The following is a 17,583-nucleotide window of genomic DNA, read 5'->3' on the forward strand; positions in this document are numbered from 1 at the left end:
TCATCAAGTAGGAAAACCCGCTTCTGGGCCTGATTCTGGTTGCGGTTTAAGTACTCTAGCACATGGCCGGGAAGAATGGCGAACTGGTTGCCGCTGACGGCAAGCAGATCAACCGCCTGCGCTCAGAGATTGGTTTTGTGTTTCAAAACTTTAATCTGTGGCCGCACATGAGCGTGCTCGACAACATCATCGAAGCCCCGCGCCGTGTACTCGGCCAGAGCAAAGCCGAGGCGATCGAAGTCGCCGAAGCACTGCTGGCCAAGGTCGGCATCGCCGACAAGCGCCACGCCTACCCGGCGCAATTGTCCGGCGGTCAGCAACAACGCGCGGCCATCGCCCGCACGCTGGCGATGCAGCCTAAGGTGATCCTGTTCGACGAGCCCACCTCCGCCCTTGACCCGGAAATGGTTCAGGAAGTACTTAGTGTCATCCGCGCATTGGCCGAAGAAGGCCGCACCATGCTGCTCGTGACCCACGAAATGGGCTTCGCCCGTCAGGTCTCCAGCGAAGTGGTGTTCCTTCACCAAGGCTTGGTAGAAGAGCAAGGATCGCCACAGCAGGTGTTCGAAAACCCGCTTTCGGCGCGCTGCAAACAATTCATGTCCAGCAACCGCTAACGGAGCAACATGCATGCAGAACTATAAAAAGGTCTTCCTGGCTGCGGCCGTCACCCTCGCATTCAGCGCCGGTGCCATGGCTGAAACCCTGAAGATGGGCATCGAAGCGGCTTACCCGCCGTTCAACAACAAAGACGCCAGCGGCAACGTGGTCGGCTTCGACAAAGACATCGGCGACGCCCTGTGCGCGAAGATGAAAGTCGAGTGCACTGTGATCACTTCCGACTGGGACGGCATCATCCCGGCCCTGAACGCCAAGAAGTTCGACTTCCTGATCTCCTCGATGTCGATCACCGACGAGCGCAAAGGCGCGGTGGACTTCACCGACCCGTACTACTCCAACAAACTGCAATTCATCGCGCCGAAAGATAAAGAGTTCAAGACCGACAAGGACTCCCTGAAAGGCAAAGTGATCGGCGCCCAACGCGCGACCCTGGCCGGCACCTTCATGGAAGACAACATGCCGGACGTCGAACTGAAACTTTACGACACTCAGGAAAACGCCTACCTGGACCTGACGTCCGGTCGTCTGGACGGCATCCTCGCTGACAAGTACGTCAACTACGAGTGGCTGAAAAGCGAAGCCGGCAAAGCCTACGAATTCAAAGGTGACCCGGTGGAAGAAAGCGACAAGATCGGTATCGCTGTGCGTAAAGGCGACCCGATCCGCGAGAAACTGAACGCTGCGTTGAAGGAAATCGTCGCTGACGGCACCTACAAGAAGATCAACGACAAGTACTTCCCGTTCAGCATCTACTGATCCTGACCTGCCGGACTGACGCCGTGATCCGACGGCGTCGGCTCCCGGCCCTGCCTGCCGCGATTTGAACAGAAATCCATGATTATCGACCTCTACGGATTCGGCCCGGCGCTCGCCGCTGGCGCGCTGATGACCGTCAAACTGGCACTCTCGGCCCTGTGCCTTGGGCTGGTGCTCGGTCTGCTCGGCGCCTTGGCCAAGACTTCCCCGTACAAGCCGCTGCAATGGCTTGGCGGCTTTTATTCAACGCTGGTGCGTGGCGTCCCGGAATTGCTCTGGGTGCTATTGATCTACTTCGGTACGGTCAATCTGATGCGCGCCCTCGGCGAGTTCTTCGGCAATCCCGACCTGGAACTCAGTGCCTTCGCCGCCGGTGTGATTGCGCTGGGCCTTTGTTTCGGCGCCTACGCCACGGAAGTGTTTCGTGGCGCGATTCTCGCCATTCCCAAAGGTCACCGTGAGGCCGGCGTGGCCCTGGGCCTGTCGAAATGGCGGATCTTCACCCGGCTGATCATGCCGCAGATGTGGCGCATCGCCCTGCCGGGCCTGGGCAACCTGTTCATGATCCTGATGAAAGACACCGCACTGGTGTCGGTGATTGGCCTGGAAGAAATCATGCGTCACGCGCAGATCGGTGTGACCGTATCCAAACAGCCCTTCACCTTCTATATGGTCGCCGCGCTCATGTATCTGGGCCTGACCGTGTTGGCAATGACCGGCATGCACTTGCTGGAAAAACGCGCCGCTCGCGGCTTCGCGAGGAGCACCCAATGAACTGGGAAGTCATCATCAAATGGCTGCCGAAGCTGGCGCAGGGCGCGACCCTGACCCTGGAACTGGTGGCCATCGCCGTGATCGCCGGTCTGCTGCTGGCCATTCCGCTGGGCATCGCCCGCTCTTCGAAGCTGTGGTACGTGCGCGCGCTGCCCTACGCCTACATCTTCTTTTTCCGTGGCACACCGTTGCTGGTTCAGTTGTTCCTGGTCTACTACGGACTGGCGCAGTTCGACGCCGTCCGTAACAGCCCGATGTGGCCGTACCTGCGCGATCCATTCTGGTGTGCCACAGCGACCATGACCCTGCACACCGCCGCGTACATCGCCGAGATCCTGCGCGGCGCGATTCAGGCGATTCCACCGGGCGAAATCGAAGCGGCGCGGGCCTTGGGCATGTCCAAACCCAAGGCGATGTTCTACATCATCCTCCCGCGCGCAGCGCGCATTGGCCTGCCGGCCTACAGCAACGAAGTGATCCTGATGCTCAAGGCCAGCGCCCTGGCCAGCACCGTGACCTTGCTGGAATTGACCGGCATGGCCCGCACGATCATTGCCCGCACCTACCTGCCGGTGGAAATCTTCTTCGCCGCGGGCGTGTTCTATCTGCTGATGTCCTACGTGCTGGTGCGCGGCTTCAAGCTGCTGGAGCGCTGGCTGCGCGTCGATGCCTGCCAAGGGCGCTGACACTTCCCATGTGCTGACGGGCGAGGACCTACTCGCCCGCTTCACGGCACTGGATGCTTTTTTGATTGAGCATCAGGCACTGTGGAAACCTCGCCCCTTCACCCATCTTTCGCTCCCATGGGAAACCACCTACCCCCAATTGTCTTCGTGGCTACGCGCACGATCACTGGACGATGCAGAGCGCGCGCATAACCGGCCTGCCGATCTCGCCGAAGCCCCGGAGCCGTTCGCTGCGTTGGCAGCGTTGTCGGCTCAATTGAGTGCAGTCGGTGAGTTGCCGGGGCATACGCTGGAAGCCGCGGGGCATCGACTGAATGTCGATGTGCCGGGACGCAAGTGGCAGCAGATTGAAGCGTTTGCCAGTCGTTTGTCTTTTACCGCGCAGCCCACGCACTGGCTCGATTGGTGTTCCGGCAAGGGACACCTGGGTCGGCGCCTGCTGCGCGAAGGGCAACAACTGACCTGCGTTGAATACGATCCCTTGCTGGTCGCCAGCGGTCAGGCGTTGAGCAACCGTCATCATCTGCACGCCCTGCACATTGAACAGGATGTATTGGCGGCGGATGCAGCAACGTTATTGAACGCCGCACACACGCCCGTTGCCCTCCACGCCTGTGGCGATCTGCATGTGCGCCTGATGCAACTCGCCAGCGCCAGCGGTTGCCGACAACTCGCCATCGCGCCGTGCTGCTACAACCGGATCAGCCGCACTGCGTATCAGGCAGTGTCCTGCGCTGGTTTGGAAACCGCCCTACAGCTATCGCTGGAAGATCTGGCGCTGCCAATGAGCGAAACCGTCACCGCCGGAGCACGAGTCCGACGTCAACGCGACGCATCGATGGCTCGACGCCTGGCCTTCGACCTTTGGCAACGACAGCTACGCGGCGTCGACGAATACTTGCCAACCCCCTCACTGCCCAGTACTTGGCTGGACAAACCGTTCGCTGATTACTGCTGCGACCTGGCCTCCCTCAAAGCGTTATCCACAGTCGGCGCGCAAGACTGGCAGGCGCTCGAATCCGCCGGATGGCAGCGGTTGGCCGAAGTGCGCAATCTCGAATTGCTTCGAGGACTTTTCCGACGTCCGCTGGAGCTTTGGCTGAATCTTGATAGAGCACTTTTCCTCGTCGAGCAGGGATATGTCGTACGCCTCGGGACTTTTTGCGAGGCACCGCTTACCCCACGCAATTTCCTACTGCTCGCCGAACGCGCTTAAAAACGCCTCATCCTGTGGATAACTCTGTTGATGGAATTCTAACGGATCCAATATCCATGGCTGTTTCGAGGCTTAAACCCTGCTGGTCATTTTTTGTTCACATTGATAAAAAACCGAGAAAACAGGGGTTTGCGCACAAAATGAGAACACCTTCACAAAAACCGACCTAAGCCCGGTACCGGGCCGCTCAGTTGTGCATAAGCCGCCAATCAAAACGGCATAACTGCCGAATAACGGGCCAGCGAAGTGAATAATTGCGACCTCTCGCCAGCCTTGCTATACAAGGCCACAGCGTGCCGGTAGCGCACGGACAAAGAACAATAATCCGACGGACAGGAAGCGCCCGTGACGTTCATTTCCTACGCGCAGAATTTCGAAGACATCCGCCTATGGCGTGCACTCAAGTCGTTCGAACAGGGTTTCTATATCGATGTCGGCGCCAATGACCCGAGCCATGACTCGGTCACCAAAGCCTTCTACGACCACGGCTGGCACGGCGTTAACGTCGAACCGATGCAGAACTACTACGACGCCCTCTGCCAACAACGCCGACGCGACGCGACCGTACAATGCATCGCCAGCGACCAACCCGGCGAAGTGACCTTTTACGGTATCCCCGGCACAGGCCTCTCCACCGCAGACCCGGCCGTTGCCCAGCAGCGCAAAGACCTCGGCATGGACGTGCGCAGCCTGACCGTCGAAGCCCGCACGCTGACGTCAATCTGCGAACAGTACGTCAGCGACCGACCGATCCACTTTCTTAAAATCGACGTCGAAGGCCACGAAGAAACCGTCCTGCGTGGCATGGACTTCAACCGCTTCCGCCCGTGGATCATCGTCATCGAAACCCCATGGCAACGCGACCACACCTGGGAACACCTGGTGACCGAGGCCGGCTATCAAGCGATCCTGTTCGACGGACTTAACACTTGGTTCCTGGCCGACGAACACCTCAACCTAAAACCCGCCTTCGATATCCCGCCCTGCAACCTCGATAACTTCCAACTCTGCCAGGGCCACGCCCTCGCCCACCCTCTGAGCCCCGGCGAACTCCAAACCTCGCAACAACTCGCCGACGCTCTGCACCGCGCCGAACAAGCCGAAGCGCAACTGCTCACCCTGCAAAACAGCCGCACCGTGCGGGCGCTAAAAACGCTGCGTAATGCACTGCGCAGGGCTTGATTCGACCGAATGCAAAAATAGTCTGAATTCAGGGGTTTACAGAATTAACCCAGTCGCTATAATCGTCGCCCACACGCCGGTATAGCTCAGTTGGTAGAGCAACTGACTTGTAATCAGTAGGTCCCGGGTTCGACTCCTGGTGCCGGCACCATACAAAACAAAGCCCCTGCAGAAATGCAGGGGCTTTGTTGTTTCTGGGTATTAAACGTACAAAGCCTTCGCTACTGCGAGGGTCTGCTTGTTTCAAACCTGACTGATTTCAAACACAAACGAAATCCGGCGCTGGCTTGCACTCCACACATAGCGCAGATGCTTGCCCTGCTTGGGAATCGACACCGCCGGCGGGCGGAATGCCGCGACGCATTCGTGCCCGGCTAAGCGAACGCTGTTGTAGAGCACCCCCCAGGACTCTGTTTCACGCAGTTGTCGGGCGAAGATCTGAGACGGGCCGTAGGCGTCCGGATCAGCGTTGTGCAAATGCGGGTAATCGCGGCGGACGTCGTGCAGCGGTTTGACCACCCGGTTGACGTAAGTGCGCATGGTCAACTCAAGATCCGCCTCGTGGGTGGCAGCGAGAAAACGCTCCTGGTGATAGCAGGTTTCGGCGATGGCGGCGGCCTGGCTGCTGGCGGCGTAGTAAACGCCGAAGGTACCGTCGCAGAAGCGGCTGCTTTTGCCGATGTGGGTGAACGCGGCCATTACCGGAGTCGAGCCGGGGCCGGAGAGTCGATCTGCTGGGCGCACCCGGGCGAGGACGCCGGCCTGTTCGATCAGGCGATCGTTGGTCAGCGCCTCGATGGCATAGGCGATTTCCAGGTCTTCGGGATCAAGTACGTCTTCGAACAGTGCAATCGGCGGGAAGCTGCTGTTGACGATCCGGTAGGCTCGCGACCATTGAACATCAACCAGCGCTGGCGTCTTCAACCGCGCACACCGTCGAGGTAGCGACGCACGTCGGCGATGTCGACCACCCTACCCCCCAGCATGTAGTCCAGCGCCGTTTGCCCATTGAACGGCGCCGCTGTGTTCGGGCTGCTCACCCAAGTGAAGGCGCGCTCACGGCTGTTGCTGAAGATGATGCTCAACGCCTTGTGAATCCCCATCAAATAGGAGATGCGCTCAAGGGTGTCGTGGGGCAGGCGCACGTTTGGCGGCAGATGTTTGTATTTGTAGAACGTCGTATTGCCGACCCCGCCAAGCAAGGTGCGCTGCTGCTCGGCGTTGCAGCCCCAACGTTCCATGAGATTGAAGAAAAACTTCAGCGCGACGCGGCCTGCTTCGGGGGCGTCGAGTTGTTCACGTGGGTTGAGGACTGGGGTTGAGGTAGGCATGGCCGCCTCCATTGGTAGCTGACATGCCTTTAAGCCTAGTACAGATACGGATGTTTGTTTTCTTTTAATCCGTTAACGGATCAGCTCGTTATCCAAACAGGAATGTTAAAAAAGCCGCGAATTGTTATTTCACGTGAGTATTTTTTGACCGCAATCACCCCAACGTCACCAAAAACCCCGATCCTGTGTCAGCCTCCAGCCATCGGTGGAGACATCAATTCGCTACTAAACCCGCGACAACTATGCTCAGGTGCTGGAATATAGCCGGCATAGGACGCCGGATCGGCAGTCTCGTAAACAACAATACCCAGCCCACTTTAGAGGGCATTACCCATGGATAGCAGAACCTTACGCAACCTCATGCGCATCGTGCAGACCGGCTCTTTGTCGGCCGCAGCCGAGCATTCGTGCCTGACTGTGCAGGCGTTGGCCGCGCAGTTGAACAAGGTCGAAGAGCAGTTCGGTTTCCGCTTGTTTCGTCGTTCCAACAAAGGGCTGACGCTGACGCCGCAAGGCACTGAGCTGACGCCGTATATGGACAGAGTGCTGATTGCCACGCGACAGATGGAAGATAAAGTCGAGGCTCTGAAAGTGCCGGGGCAGCGTACGTTGAAGGTCGCGTTGAACAACACGTTATCGCCGGACTTCAATCGGCGAATGATCGGGCGCCTGATTGAGGTGTTTCCCGATTATCAGATGGAGTTCAGCTACGCCGAGTCGATGGAAAACCTCAGCAAGCTGAAGAATGAGGACTTTGACCTCGCCGTGCTGATTGGCCCGCAGCGACCGGGTTTGCCGAGCATCGTCCTGCCCGAGGTACAGGTGCAGGTGGTCGGTGCACATTGCGGTCAGGAGAATGATCCGCTGACGTTGCTGGGTGACAAGTTTCAGGTGCGTCCTGCGGAAGACTGTCCGTATTCCCACAGCTTCTTGCGTTTTCTCGACGCCGGTCTGGGCAATCACGAGAACGGTCAGCGCATGGTCTACTCGTGCAGCGAAACCCTGACGCTGTCGCTCATCACGCAGATGGACGCGGTGGGCATGGTCTCGCGTGAGGCCGCGCAGAAAAACGGCCTGACGATTTTCCCCGGGTTCGAGGATTTCCTCGAGGTGCGCCTGGCGGTGAACAATCCTGAATTGTCGAGCCAGGCGTTGAGCGATGTCGTCGCTCTGCCGCTACATGAACGAGCCGAGCGCAATGTACGCAGCCGTGCCAACCGCCACACTGAGAAAGAGGTTTTTGCTGAAATACGCACATAACAGCGTAGGAATCGCCGCATAAAATTCCGGGCGATCGAGTTGCAGGTGCTGATCCTTGATCAACAAGGGTGTCAGGCTGATCGCAGCGACGATCGCCACCGGCAAGTACTCCAGCGCCCGCGCAATAAACGGCGGCCAGTGCTCGGTGTTGACTTGCAGTGGCAAGGCGCGTGGCAGGAAGGTCACGGCCATCATCAGCGCGACCACCAGAATCAGGAACGTTTGGTCAGGCATACACCGACTCCGCAGCCCACAAACGTGGCGATAAACACATTAAACGGCGAACTGCTGACCAGGCTCAGTGCGCCCATGCACAGCACGGCCGCCGCGGCGGCGATGAGTTTTTTGCGTGTGTTGCACAGTGACACCAGCACGTAGAGCATCATCGCGGTCAGTGCGTAATCGAGTTGGTATTTGATCAGGTGCGCCGCGTACTGTGCGCACACCGCACCCAGCAGGCCTCCGAGCACCCACGAGGTGTGGCAGAACAGGTTGAAGCCAATCAGATAACGTACGTTCACCGGTGCGCCGGTGCCCAGTTTCACGCTGTGGAAAGCAAAGGATTCGTCGGTCAGACCACCGGCGTAACACCAGCGCTCCATGCGACTGAGGCCCATGGCGCGCAGGGCCTTGGCCATGTACACCGACATCAGCATGTGTCGCGCGTTGATCAGGAACGTGGTCAGCACAATGGTGGTCAACGATGCACCGCTTGAGATCAACGCCAACGCCGCAAATTGCGAAGCCCCGGCATAAACAAACAAGCACATCGCCACGGGCAGCCACATGGGCAGTCCGGCATTCACGGCCATCAAGCCGAATACAAACGACACCGTGAAATACCCGGCCACCACCGGGCTGGCTTCGGCAAACGTGCGCGACGGCTGAGGGTTGACCATCAGCGGCGCACTGCCGGACGTTTCATTCATAGATCCCTCTCAAATGTCCGTTCGCCGTGAGGCTCGCAAAAACCCTGGGCAGTCCAGAAACGCTTGCCCGCGAGGTTAGCATCGTCGACGAACAGAAACATCCGCAACACACCGACCCGCTTCATGTCGGACGACGCCGCTTCAACCAGGCGTTGACCAACGCCCTGGCTGCGATAGCAGGGGCTGACGGCCAGATGGTTGATCGTGCCGCGGCTGCCGAGCATACCGCCCAGCACCGCGCCGACGATTTCGCCGGCCACGTCGAAGGCGAGATAGGCCGTGGTGGTTTTCTGGATCAACACGCCGCGCAGACATTTGGCGTCCTGCCATTCGCAGAACGACACTTCGTCGAACTGGCGGAAGAAGCGCTCCATGGGTTGCGCATCCTTTGCCGTGGCGCGTCGCAGCACCACGGGCGTCGAACATTCGACGCCGTCGATTGGGGTGATCTGATTAGCGAACAATGTCGAAAGCGGTCCCGGGCCGCGAGAAGGAAATCGCCAGAATCTGCCGGTACGCCATGGCATGGGTGTGTGAGTTGCGCGCCGGAGTCACGTAGTGGCGCATGTCGCGATCGAGGAAGTAGGTGGTGTCGAGAATTTCCTTATACGTGGTCGACGCCAATTGATGCTCATGAATATCGTACAAACGACTTTCCGCACCCTCGACATTGTTGCGCCCCCAGAAGTGCACACCGCTGAACGGATAACCGTCGCAGTGAATCCCTTCGGGGGTAATTTCCAACTGTTTGCCGGGTTTGATCTCGATACGGATCTGATGGATCTGGCACTGCCAGATTTCATCGTGCAGCTCTTCCGGCAACACGCTTTTGTACACTTCAAAATCGGTGTCGATCAGGCTGCGCATCACCGGCGACTCGATGACTTCATCAGAGAAGTCCTGAAAGTGGCGCACCATGCCGCCCACATAAGCGTTGTTTTCCTTGGACTGCACGTAGGCGCGATGCTCAAGTTGCTTCAGTTCGCGCGTTTTGGGGTTGTACTCAAAGTCGCTGTAACGACGGTAACGCATGCCGGCTTCGGCCTGACCGTAGTAACTGTCAGGCTCCATGTTTTCCCAACTTTTGGTCAGTCTGACGAAGTCGGCAAAATGACCGTAGAGATTGAAGTCACCACCCTGGACGTTGACATATTTGTCGCGCCGTAGCGATTCGCCCACTTCTCTGTTCAAAACGATCATTACCAAATTCTCCGCTGCGTTGAGCGGCCTAATCTATTAGGTGGAGAATTTGCGTCCATGAGAAAGAATTTCAGGCATTTAAAGCCCTGTTTGAAACGAAGTTTGAAGTGGCTGAAAAACAACTTTCACATGACAAAAACACGGGTTTTTTCTGGTTTTCACCGGAAAACAGTCGAAAAAAAACCCCGACCAGTCGGGGTTTTTCTCAGATGTATTACACCTGTTCGATCATCAGAAGATGTTGATCGGGTAATCGACGAATACACGCACTTCGTTGCCGCTGACGTTGTACTCGCTGGATTTTTGCGAAACACGCAGGATCGAGCTGCGCAGTTTCACGCTCAGGTCTTTGGCCGGGCCGCTTTGCACGACGTACTTGAACTGGTTGAAGATTTCGCGCTCGGTGCCGCCTTCACTGGTGGAGGTGGTGATGTTATCGCCACGCACGTACGCGAAGTTGTAGCTCAGACCCGGTACGCCGAAGGCGCCGAAGTCCAGGCCGTAGCCCAGTTGCCAGCTGCGTTCGTCTTCAGCGTTGAAGTCCGACCAGTAGGAGTTGGCCAGGTAGATGGTGTTGCCGCCGTCGCCGACGCGACCCTGACCTTTCTGATAACCGCCGTAGGCGTAGCCCAGGTTGCTGTCGCCGGTGGAGCGCTGGTGCGCCACGGTGAACGAGTGCGGGCCAGTGGCGAAGGTGGCTGCCAGGCTCCAGATCTTGTTGTCGTCACCGGTTACACCGTTTTCGCGGACATAAGAGTTGTCCAGCTTTGTGCGATAACCGTTGAAGTCCAGGGTCAGGGACTGATCCTTGTCGATCGGGAACACGTAGTTGGCGTTCACGTATTGTTTCTTCAATACGTCTTCGACGTCGGAAGCGTACAGCGCTGCCTTGAACTGTTCGGTGAACTGGTAGCTACCGCCCAGTACGTTGATCGATTTCAGACCACCGCTGTCACGGCCTTCAGCGCTCTTGCGCGATTCGGCGGTGAAACGACCGGCGTTCAGCTCCAGGCCTTTGATCTCTTTAGAGGTGATCAAGGTACCGGTGTAGCTTTCCGGCAGCAGACGCGAGTTGTCGTAGTTCAACACCGGCAGGGCCGGCATCTGGTCACCGTAGGTCAGTACGGTGTTGGACACGCGGAATTTGACCGCTGCACCAAACTTGGACAGATCGTCAGCCGCGTTGCCGCTGTCGCCCTGTTTGAAAAAGTCGATACCACCGGCGCCGCTACGGCCCTTGCCGCCGTCCAGACGCAGTGCGTACAGACCGAAGGCGTCAACGCCAACACCGACGGTGCCTTGGGTGAAACCGGACGAGAACGTACCGATGGCCGCTTGGCCCCACTCGGCTTTGTCTTTGTTACCGTCTTTGTAATCACGATTGATGTAGGCATTGCGCAGCAGCACTTTGAGGCTGCTGTCTTCTTGAAAACCCTTGGATTCGGCCTGTTCGTTAGCCATGACCGAAGTGGCGCTCAACATCCCCAGAGCGATCAGGCTGATTCGCTTGTTCAACATTTTGTTTTCCTTATTACGGGTTGAAACGCACTGTGTCGAACGGCTGAAACGGCGCTCATGCGCTCTTTTTTCACCCCGAAACAAAAAGGCCCGCCCACGACAAAGTCGTGTCGGGCCTTCTTATTATTTTTGAGTCATGGCGGTTGGCCACAGGCGTTGGGGCGAATCCTATCCGCGCCCGGAACAATGTGTCAATTTCAAGAATCGTCTTTAAATAGGCAAAAATCGTCTAAGAAACGTAAATTTTCCGCTGACTGGTTGCTCGGAAATGCCCACAGCCAGTGAATCCCGCGTGTATCAGGCGCAACCGTCCAGTCCACAGAAGGCTGAAGACTCGCCAACCCCTTCGCTGCCAATGACCTCACCCAACCATTGGGCAAAGGCCTGCGGCTTGCCCAGCCAAGGACTGATGTCGATGAGCGTGAATTGACCGTCCTTTTCCAACGCAAAAGTCGGAAATCCCTGCCCTCCCAGTTGGGCCAACAAACCACGAGTGGCTTTTATGTGGTGCTCGGTATCAGCCGATTTAACCGTGGCCTGAAAGGTTTCCCCGACGTATCCCATCTGCTGCGCCAGTTCCAGGAGAACTGATTGCTCGGCAATTCGCCGCCCCTCCACGTAATGCGCTGTCTGCAACCGCCCGAGCATCTGCAAACCACGCGCGTCGATGGCCTCTGCGGCCATGACGGCCGCAATCGGTGGCGTCGAATCGAAAACGGCGGTGTGATCGCGCAGCAAACCTTCGAAATACGCCTCGCCAAACGGCTGCCCGGTGTATTCGGCGATGCGCCGGTCGTGGGGCATGACGTAATTGCGCAACTGTGGCGTCACGCGCTGGCGGTTGGTGCCGCTCATCATGCCGCCCGCATGGGCGATTACCGGCAAAACGTGTTGCGCCGCTTGCACCAGCGGTTTGGCGCCGTAACACCAACCGCACAACGGGTCATAAATGTAGTGAAGGATCATCAGAGCGCTCCGGCAGGAAAGTGGGAAAAATCGATGCCGGCAGACTAGTGCTCAAGCTGTTGCAGAAAAACGCCGGAATGGCTTTCAGACTGTTTCGTGAATCGGGCGAATGGTGCAAACGATCGGGTGTATCCAGATAGACATAAATTGAAACAATCAGACCAAGGAACTTCTTCGGAATAATTAACGGAAGCAAATGCAAAGCATTACCATTCGCGCGCTCGATATTCTTCCCACCTTTCGGATGCGCTTTTCAATGCCTGCCCCGTTTCGTCTTACGCCCGTAATCCTTGGGCTTTCTGCTTTCCTGTCCAGCGGTTTTGCCTACTCGGCGACTGAACTGCCCGCCACCGCCATCAGCGCTGAAGCGCAAGCGGATGACCCGCGCGTCACCATCAGCAACACCGCGACCCGCACATCGACGCCGGTGCGCTATGTGCCGCAGGCCATCGACTCGATCAAAACCTCGAACGTCGCCCACTACGGCACCAACGACATCGGCGACGCCTTGAGTGGCATGCCCAACGTCAGCAGCAGCGCCGATACCCGTTTCGACAGTTTGCGCATTCGCGGCTTCGACGCCAGCAACGATTTCTATCTGGATGGCATTCGTGACGACAGCCAGTACAAGCGCGACCTGCACAACGTCGAACGGGTTGAAGTGCTCAAAGGCCCGGCTGCCGTGCTGTACGGCCGAGGCAGCCAAGGCGGGATCGTCAACCGGGTGAGCAAAATGCCGGAGCCCGGCCGCCGCTCGACCATCGAAGCCCAGGGCGGCAGCGAGGATCTGCGCAGTTTGTACGCCGACCTCAGCGCCGACCCGAGCGAGAACATCAGCCTGCGCCTGAACATGGGCAACATGGATGAAAACAGTTTCCGCGACGGCGTCAGCGGTAACCGTCAACTGTTCGCGCCGTCGATGAGCTGGCAACTGACACCCGACCTGAACTGGCTGGTGCAGTACGAATACAGCCGCTACAACCGCACGCCGGATCGCGGCATTCCGGGGGTAAACGGACGTCCGGCGGATGTGGGCCGCGACACGACTTACGGCAACGAACACGACTTCATCGACGACAAGACGCAGTCCTTGCGTTCAAAACTCACTTACGAACTCAACGACAACTGGCAACTGCGCCAGACCCTCGGTGTGTTCAAACTCGACAGTGATTTCGACAACACCTACCTCACCGGATATACGCCTGCGACCAACAAGGTCACGCGCCAGCACTGGCAGCAGGACCTGACGACTCGCAACGTCTACAACAACCTGGAACTGGAAGGCGCGTTCGACACGTTCGGCCTGGAGCATCGCCTGCTCACGGGTATCGAAACCGGCAGTCAGCGCCGCGATCCAAAGCTGTATAACGCGGCCACCGGCCGGACGCCGGGCGCGCAAGCTGTGCCAGCGCTTGATCTGTTCAACCCCAATCGCGACCTGCGCCACACCGGCGCGATGCAGCTCTCAAGCAGTAGCCACACCGAAGTCGAAAGCCGCGCGGTGTACGTGCAGGATCAACTGCGCCTGAACGATCAGTGGCAAGTGCTTGCCGGCCTGCGCTACGACACCTTCGATATCGAGTCGACCAACAAACTCAGGAACATGTCCGAAGACCGCGACAGCCACAGCACCAGCCCGCGCGTGGGTCTGGTCTGGACGCCGCTGCACAATCATTCCTTCTACGCCTCGTGGTCCAAGACCTTCTCGCCAGTGGGCGGCGGTCTGATCGGCATCACGCCGGGCGCAGCCGGTAACAGCAACGACTTGAGCCCTGAGCTGACCAAGCAGAAAGAAATCGGCGTGAAGAGTGACTGGCTCGATGACCGTTTGAGCACCACCCTGGCGATCTATGACCTGGAGCTCTACAACCGCCGCACCACCGATCCGAACGATCCGACCCTGACCATCATGACCGGCGTTCAGCGCTCACGCGGGATTGAGCTCACCGGCACCGGCAAAATCATCGGCAACTGGTATGTGCGCGGTGGCGTCGGTGTGCAGGATGCAATCATCGAGAAGGACAACAATGGCCTGGAAGGCAAGCGCATCAACAACGTGGCCAAGCGCAACGCCAGCCTGTTCCTGACCTGGAAGCCGGAGATGGGCTGGTACGGAGAAAGCGGTCTGACCCTGGTTGGCCAGCGCTATGCCGACAACGCCAACACCACCGTGCTGCCAGGCTATGGCCGCTGGGATGCGCTGGTCGGCTATCGCTTGAAGGACTGGGATTTGCGCGCGGCGCTGAACAACATCACTGATCGCGAGTATTACGCGTCGGCCACCAGCCAATATCAAATCCAGCCGGGAGCGCCGCGTAGCGTGGTGATGACGGGCACCTACAGCTTCTAAATAAGCGCAAAAACCTGTGGGAGGGGGCTTGCTCCCGAAGGCGTCCGGTCAGTCGACATCTCCGTTAACTGACCCACCGCATTCGGGAGCAAGCCCCCCCAGTCAGTGTTCACACTGGATTTTGCAACGCCCATAAAAAAGCGCCGCCATCCCGGCAGCGCTTTTACCCATCGCTGTTGTTTTTCTTATCCTTGCATCACAGCCCACAACGCATCCAGTTCTGCTTCGCTGAACAGGTCAGCGGGGTAACGCTCGATCATCATCCGGCGCGGATCAGCTTCCCTGATCTGACGCGTTCCATTGGATTTCAACCAGTGCGCGACTACCTGGAGCGATTTGCCGTTTACGGCCATGGGGCGCAAAGTTCGTGCTCTGACTATGTTCACTTCGGCGTTCATTTCGGCGCTCTCCCCCCGTTAATGAGCGGCTAAGTTATCCAAGGTTTATGACAGAACTGTTGAAGTTCTCCTCCCTCCCTAGTACTCAAGTTTCAATACAAGAGCTATGCCAATGTTTCGCACTTGTCGACAAGCGGATACAAAGAAGCCCGCCGTCCAGCAGGGACGCGGGCTTCTTTGTCTATCGGGCAAGCGAATCGTCGCCCCGCTGATTGTTCAATCAACTCAAGCTGTTACGACTCAACTCACTCTTTGTGCGGCGCTGGCTGCTGTTGGGTAAGGCAGTGAATATTGCCGCCACCCAGTAACAGTTCGCGGCCCGGCACCATCACCACTTCGTGCTGCGGGAACAGGTTCTGCAGGATTTCCCTGGCCGGGCCGTCCATCGGATCGTCGAAGCTCGGCGCGATGATGCCGCCGTTGACGATCAGGAAATTCACGTAAGAACCCGCCAGACGCACGCTCGGGTTGCGCTCTTGCGTGCCGTCCACCGGATCAACGCCAGCGCACTCTTCTTCGGTGGCAAACAGCGGCCCCGGAATCGGCATTTTGTGCACCGTGAACGGGCGTCCCTTGGCGTCGATGCTGTTTTGCAGCACGTTCATCGCCGCCTGGCAGCGTGGGTAATTCGGATCCTGTGGATCGTCGGTCCACGCCAGCAGCACTTCGCCCGGACGCACGTAGCAGCAGAAGTTATCCACATGGCCGTCGGTTTCGTCGTTGAACAAACCGTCCGGCAGCCAGATGATTTTATCCACAGCCAGGTTGGCGCTGAGCACCGCTTCGATTTCTTCGCGGCTCAGGTGCGGGTTGCGATTGCGGTTGAGCAGGCATTCTTCGGTAGTGATCAGCGTGCCTTCGCCATCGACGTGAATCGAACCGCCCTCGAGCACAAAACCTTCGGTGCGGTAACGCGGACTGCGCTCAATCTCAAGGATCTTGCCGCCGACCTGTGAGTCGCGGTTCCACGGCGAGTACAAGCCGCCGTCAAAGCCGCCCCAGGCGTTGAAGTCCCAGTTCACGCCGCGCACTTCGCCGCTGTTGTTGATGACGAACGTCGGGCCGCTGTCGCGTACCCAAGCATCATCGCTGGACATCTCGACCACGCGGATATTCGGCACGTCCAGACGCGCACGGGCGTTTTCGTACTGGCCGGCAGAAACGGCCACGGTCACCGGCTCGAAACGGGCAATGGCTTTAGCCACTGCCGCGTGTGCGGCTTGCGCCGGTTTGCCGCCCAGACGCCAGTTGTCCGGACGCTCGGGCCAGATCATCCAGGTCTGAGTCTGGGGTGCCCACTCGGCCGGCATGTGGAAGCCGTCGGCGCGCGGGGTACTTTTCAATGTGGTCATCGGGATCAGGACTCCAGGGAACCGTCGAGGGTTTTCAACGCGCCGTACAGATTCGGCCGGCGGTCGCGGAATGAACCCCACGCGCTGCGAATATGTTCGAGCTCGTCGAGGTTGAAAGTGTGCACAAGAATACCTTCTTCGGTTTTATTCAGCTCCTGCACTTTTTCGCCGAACGGGTTGGCAATGAAGGAGGAGCCGTAGAACGTGATGTCGTAGCCGTCCTGTTCTTCGTGGCCGATGCGGTTGCTGGCGATCAGCGGCATCAGGTTGGCGCCGGCATGACCCTGCTGCACGCGCTGCCAGTGATCGCGGGACGAAATGCTTTTGTCGTGCGGCTCGCTGCCGATGGCGGTCGGGTAAAACAGGATTTCCGCGCCTTGCAGGGCCATCGCCCGCGCCGCTTCCGGGAACCACTGATCCCAGCAGATGCCCACGCCGATTTTCGCGTAACGGGTGTTCCACACCTTGAAGCCGGTATCGCCCGGGTTGAAGTAGTACTTCTCGTGGTAGCCCGGGCCGTCCGGAATGTGGCTTTTACGATAAATCCCGAGGTTGCTGCCGTCGGCGTCGATGATCGCAATGCTGTTGAAACGCGCACGCCCGGCCAGCTCGTAGAAGCTGATCGGCAATACAACCTGCAGCTCTTTGGCGACTTTGCGGAAATGCTTGATCGCGACGTTTTCTTCAACCGTCGTGGCCAGTTGCAGATAGTCCGGGTTTGGCTTCTGGCAAAAGTACGGCGCCTCGAACAATTCCTGGATCAGGATGATCTGCGCGCCTTGGGCGGCCGCTTCGCGCACCAGCCTTTCAGCGGTTTCAAGGTTGGCTTCCAGATCCCACGAACAGGCCATCTGAGTGGCGGCGACGGTAACGATACGGCTCATGAATCATCTCCGGGCAAAGGCTTTGACGGTCGAGGATTCGACCGAAGAGAAAAAACGCGCGCACCGGACAAAAATCACCATGCCGGAGCAATGGCGACTTTATAGCCGATAAATATCGGCTTTTGAAGCTACAAAAATGTATTTCGTCTGATTTTAAAGA

At 58.2% G+C, this 17,583-nt stretch carries 18 protein-coding genes, 1 tRNA gene and 1 pseudogene; 9 read left to right on the forward strand and 11 right to left on the reverse strand.

Going from position 1 to position 17,583, the window contains the following annotated elements:
* Positions 1–71: 71 nt before the first annotated feature.
* From ACIOU6_RS22275 to ACIOU6_RS22305, 7 genes and pseudogenes are all read left to right on the forward strand, one after another.
* Positions 72–617: pseudogene (locus tag ACIOU6_RS22275) on the forward strand (ATP-binding cassette domain-containing protein); the annotation flags it as partial.
* Between the two features lie 13 nt (positions 618–630).
* Positions 631–1,377 (forward strand): ABC transporter substrate-binding protein, encoded by a 747-nt coding sequence (locus ACIOU6_RS22280; RefSeq protein WP_221733168.1) that lies wholly within the window; start codon positions 631–633, stop codon positions 1,375–1,377.
* 78 nt (positions 1,378–1,455) lie between these two features.
* On the forward strand, positions 1,456–2,151 hold the full coding sequence (locus tag ACIOU6_RS22285; protein WP_221733169.1) for an ABC transporter permease: 696 nt from the start codon (positions 1,456–1,458) through the stop codon (positions 2,149–2,151).
* A complete protein-coding gene (locus ACIOU6_RS22290; RefSeq protein WP_221733170.1) occupies positions 2,148–2,837 on the forward strand; it encodes an ABC transporter permease in 690 nt (229 codons plus the stop codon). Before ACIOU6_RS22285 ends, ACIOU6_RS22290 begins: the two co-directional genes overlap by 4 nt.
* Positions 2,818–4,053, forward strand: coding sequence for a methyltransferase (locus tag ACIOU6_RS22295; RefSeq protein WP_401138922.1), 1,236 nt, complete (start codon positions 2,818–2,820; stop codon positions 4,051–4,053). Before ACIOU6_RS22290 ends, ACIOU6_RS22295 begins: the two co-directional genes overlap by 20 nt.
* A gap of 345 nt (positions 4,054–4,398) precedes the next feature.
* Positions 4,399–5,235 carry an FkbM family methyltransferase gene (locus tag ACIOU6_RS22300; protein WP_401138923.1) on the forward strand — a complete coding sequence of 279 codons (837 nt, stop codon included), beginning with the start codon at positions 4,399–4,401 and terminating at the stop codon, positions 5,233–5,235.
* A 75-nt stretch (positions 5,236–5,310) separates the two neighbouring features.
* Positions 5,311–5,386: transfer RNA gene (locus ACIOU6_RS22305), tRNA-Thr, on the forward strand.
* A 92-nt stretch (positions 5,387–5,478) separates the two neighbouring features.
* Here the strand turns inward: ACIOU6_RS22305 and ACIOU6_RS22310 are convergent.
* The gene (locus tag ACIOU6_RS22310) at positions 5,479–6,144 is read right to left on the reverse strand and encodes an RES family NAD+ phosphorylase (protein ID WP_401138939.1); all 666 of its coding nucleotides are present in this window, start codon (positions 6,142–6,144) and stop codon (positions 5,479–5,481) included.
* Positions 6,145–6,155: 11 nt separating this feature from the next.
* The gene (locus ACIOU6_RS22315; RefSeq protein WP_221731061.1) at positions 6,156–6,566 is read right to left on the reverse strand and encodes an MbcA/ParS/Xre antitoxin family protein; all 411 of its coding nucleotides are present in this window, start codon (positions 6,564–6,566) and stop codon (positions 6,156–6,158) included.
* A gap of 333 nt (positions 6,567–6,899) precedes the next feature.
* Here ACIOU6_RS22315 and ACIOU6_RS22320 point away from each other — a divergent pair, with 333 nt between their 5' ends.
* Positions 6,900–7,826, forward strand: coding sequence for a LysR family transcriptional regulator (locus ACIOU6_RS22320; protein WP_221731060.1), 927 nt, complete (start codon positions 6,900–6,902; stop codon positions 7,824–7,826).
* On the opposite strand, the gene ACIOU6_RS22325 is transcribed toward ACIOU6_RS22320, so the two are convergent.
* The 6 genes from ACIOU6_RS22325 to ACIOU6_RS22350 form a co-directional block, all read right to left on the reverse strand.
* Complete coding sequence (locus tag ACIOU6_RS22325) at positions 7,743–8,060, reverse strand: AzlD domain-containing protein (RefSeq protein WP_339434265.1); 318 nt, start codon at positions 8,058–8,060, stop codon at positions 7,743–7,745. The two genes, ACIOU6_RS22320 and ACIOU6_RS22325, sit on opposite strands and share 84 nt — an antisense overlap.
* Positions 8,039–8,755, reverse strand: coding sequence for an AzlC family ABC transporter permease (locus ACIOU6_RS22330; protein ID WP_221731059.1), 717 nt, complete (start codon positions 8,753–8,755; stop codon positions 8,039–8,041). The genes ACIOU6_RS22325 and ACIOU6_RS22330 overlap by 22 nt, the downstream gene beginning before the upstream one ends.
* Positions 8,752–9,129, reverse strand: a complete 378-nt coding sequence (locus ACIOU6_RS22335) for a GNAT family N-acetyltransferase (RefSeq protein ID WP_175555635.1) — start codon at positions 9,127–9,129, stop codon at positions 8,752–8,754. Before ACIOU6_RS22335 ends, ACIOU6_RS22330 begins: the two co-directional genes overlap by 4 nt.
* Before the next feature lie 79 nt (positions 9,130–9,208).
* On the reverse strand, positions 9,209–9,955 hold the full coding sequence (locus tag ACIOU6_RS22340; protein ID WP_221731058.1) for a 2OG-Fe dioxygenase family protein: 747 nt from the start codon (positions 9,953–9,955) through the stop codon (positions 9,209–9,211).
* 231 nt (positions 9,956–10,186) lie between these two features.
* Positions 10,187–11,473 (reverse strand): OprD family porin, encoded by a 1,287-nt coding sequence (locus ACIOU6_RS22345; RefSeq protein WP_401138924.1) that lies wholly within the window; start codon positions 11,471–11,473, stop codon positions 10,187–10,189.
* 297 nt (positions 11,474–11,770) lie between these two features.
* Positions 11,771–12,439, reverse strand: coding sequence for a DsbA family protein (locus ACIOU6_RS22350; protein WP_221731056.1), 669 nt, complete (start codon positions 12,437–12,439; stop codon positions 11,771–11,773).
* A 256-nt stretch (positions 12,440–12,695) separates the two neighbouring features.
* Here ACIOU6_RS22350 and ACIOU6_RS22355 point away from each other — a divergent pair, with 256 nt between their 5' ends.
* Entirely contained in the window at positions 12,696–14,789 is a 2,094-nt protein-coding gene (locus tag ACIOU6_RS22355; RefSeq protein WP_401138925.1) for a TonB-dependent receptor, read from the forward strand.
* A gap of 185 nt (positions 14,790–14,974) precedes the next feature.
* Here the strand turns inward: ACIOU6_RS22355 and ACIOU6_RS22360 are convergent, their stop codons facing one another.
* From ACIOU6_RS22360 to aguB, 3 genes are all read right to left on the reverse strand, one after another.
* Complete coding sequence (locus ACIOU6_RS22360; RefSeq protein WP_221731054.1) at positions 14,975–15,187, reverse strand: hypothetical protein; 213 nt, start codon at positions 15,185–15,187, stop codon at positions 14,975–14,977.
* A 245-nt stretch (positions 15,188–15,432) separates the two neighbouring features.
* Positions 15,433–16,539 (reverse strand): agmatine deiminase, encoded by a 1,107-nt coding sequence (gene aguA, locus ACIOU6_RS22365; protein WP_401138926.1) that lies wholly within the window; start codon positions 16,537–16,539, stop codon positions 15,433–15,435.
* A gap of 5 nt (positions 16,540–16,544) precedes the next feature.
* Positions 16,545–17,423, reverse strand: coding sequence for an N-carbamoylputrescine amidase (aguB, locus tag ACIOU6_RS22370; protein ID WP_221731052.1), 879 nt, complete (start codon positions 17,421–17,423; stop codon positions 16,545–16,547).
* Between the last annotated feature and the right edge of the window lie 160 nt (positions 17,424–17,583).

Origin of the sequence: Pseudomonas sp. NPDC087615 (genome assembly GCF_044743445.1) — a bacterium.
Taxonomy (GTDB): domain Bacteria; phylum Pseudomonadota; class Gammaproteobacteria; order Pseudomonadales; family Pseudomonadaceae; genus Aquipseudomonas; species Aquipseudomonas baetica_A.

Excerpts from the sequence above, each read along its gene's own strand:
- ACIOU6_RS22280 (WP_221733168.1), top strand. The coding sequence starts at position 631 with ATGCAGAACTATAAAAAGGTCTTCCTGGCTGCGGCCGTCACCCTCGCA.
- ACIOU6_RS22285 (WP_221733169.1), top strand. The coding sequence starts at position 1,456 with ATGATTATCGACCTCTACGGATTCGGCCCGGCGCTCGCCGCTGGCGCG.
- ACIOU6_RS22290 (WP_221733170.1), top strand. The coding sequence starts at position 2,148 with ATGAACTGGGAAGTCATCATCAAATGGCTGCCGAAGCTGGCGCAGGGC.
- ACIOU6_RS22295 (WP_401138922.1), top strand. The coding sequence starts at position 2,818 with ATGCCTGCCAAGGGCGCTGACACTTCCCATGTGCTGACGGGCGAGGAC.
- ACIOU6_RS22315 (WP_221731061.1), bottom strand. The coding sequence starts at position 6,566 with ATGCCTACCTCAACCCCAGTCCTCAACCCACGTGAACAACTCGACGCC.
- ACIOU6_RS22320 (WP_221731060.1), top strand. The coding sequence starts at position 6,900 with ATGGATAGCAGAACCTTACGCAACCTCATGCGCATCGTGCAGACCGGC.
- ACIOU6_RS22325 (WP_339434265.1), bottom strand. The coding sequence starts at position 8,060 with ATGCCTGACCAAACGTTCCTGATTCTGGTGGTCGCGCTGATGATGGCC.
- ACIOU6_RS22330 (WP_221731059.1), bottom strand. The coding sequence starts at position 8,755 with ATGAATGAAACGTCCGGCAGTGCGCCGCTGATGGTCAACCCTCAGCCG.
- ACIOU6_RS22335 (WP_175555635.1), bottom strand. The coding sequence starts at position 9,129 with ATGGAGCGCTTCTTCCGCCAGTTCGACGAAGTGTCGTTCTGCGAATGG.
- ACIOU6_RS22340 (WP_221731058.1), bottom strand. The coding sequence starts at position 9,955 with ATGATCGTTTTGAACAGAGAAGTGGGCGAATCGCTACGGCGCGACAAA.
- ACIOU6_RS22345 (WP_401138924.1), bottom strand. The coding sequence starts at position 11,473 with ATGTTGAACAAGCGAATCAGCCTGATCGCTCTGGGGATGTTGAGCGCC.
- ACIOU6_RS22350 (WP_221731056.1), bottom strand. The coding sequence starts at position 12,439 with ATGATCCTTCACTACATTTATGACCCGTTGTGCGGTTGGTGTTACGGC.
- ACIOU6_RS22355 (WP_401138925.1), top strand. The coding sequence starts at position 12,696 with ATGCCTGCCCCGTTTCGTCTTACGCCCGTAATCCTTGGGCTTTCTGCT.
- ACIOU6_RS22360 (WP_221731054.1), bottom strand. The coding sequence starts at position 15,187 with ATGAACGCCGAAGTGAACATAGTCAGAGCACGAACTTTGCGCCCCATG.
- aguA (WP_401138926.1), bottom strand. The coding sequence starts at position 16,539 with ATGACCACATTGAAAAGTACCCCGCGCGCCGACGGCTTCCACATGCCG.
- aguB (WP_221731052.1), bottom strand. The coding sequence starts at position 17,423 with ATGAGCCGTATCGTTACCGTCGCCGCCACTCAGATGGCCTGTTCGTGG.